Origin of the sequence: Jiangella endophytica (assembly GCF_003427025.1) — a bacterium.
Lineage (GTDB): Bacteria > Actinomycetota > Actinomycetes > Jiangellales > Jiangellaceae > Jiangella > Jiangella endophytica.
Window position 1 is genome coordinate 1 of the sequence record NZ_QVAI01000075.1, and the last position, 379, is coordinate 379.

The window sequence follows — 379 nt, forward strand, 5'->3', positions numbered from 1 at the left end:
TCGTGTTCTACACCGACGGCGAGAACACGCTGACGACGCCGCAGCGCACCGCCTTCGAGCGCTACCTCCAGCGCGGCGGCGGCTTCGTCGGCCTGCACTCCACGTCCAACACCGACAAGTCGAACTGGCCGTGGTGGAAGGAGCTCTTCGGCGGCGGGTTCTTCGTCAACCACCCGCCGATCCAGTCGGCCACGGTGAACGTCGAGGACCCGGAGCACCCGGCGACGGCCCAGTTCGGCAGCTCGTTCCAGTGGCCCAGCGACGAGTTCTACAACCTCGCCGCGAATCCGCGCGACGCGGGCGTCAAGGTCCTGCTGACGGTCGACGAGTCGACGTACAACGGCGGGCAGATGGGTGAGGACCACCCGGTCTCCTGGTG

1 protein-coding gene is annotated in these 379 nt (G+C 67.8%); it reads left to right on the forward strand.

Features of this window, described 5'->3' with window-relative positions:
* Positions 1–379 (forward strand): ThuA domain-containing protein (locus DZA62_RS35325; RefSeq protein WP_198664552.1); only part of this gene is annotated, 379 nt, incomplete at both ends.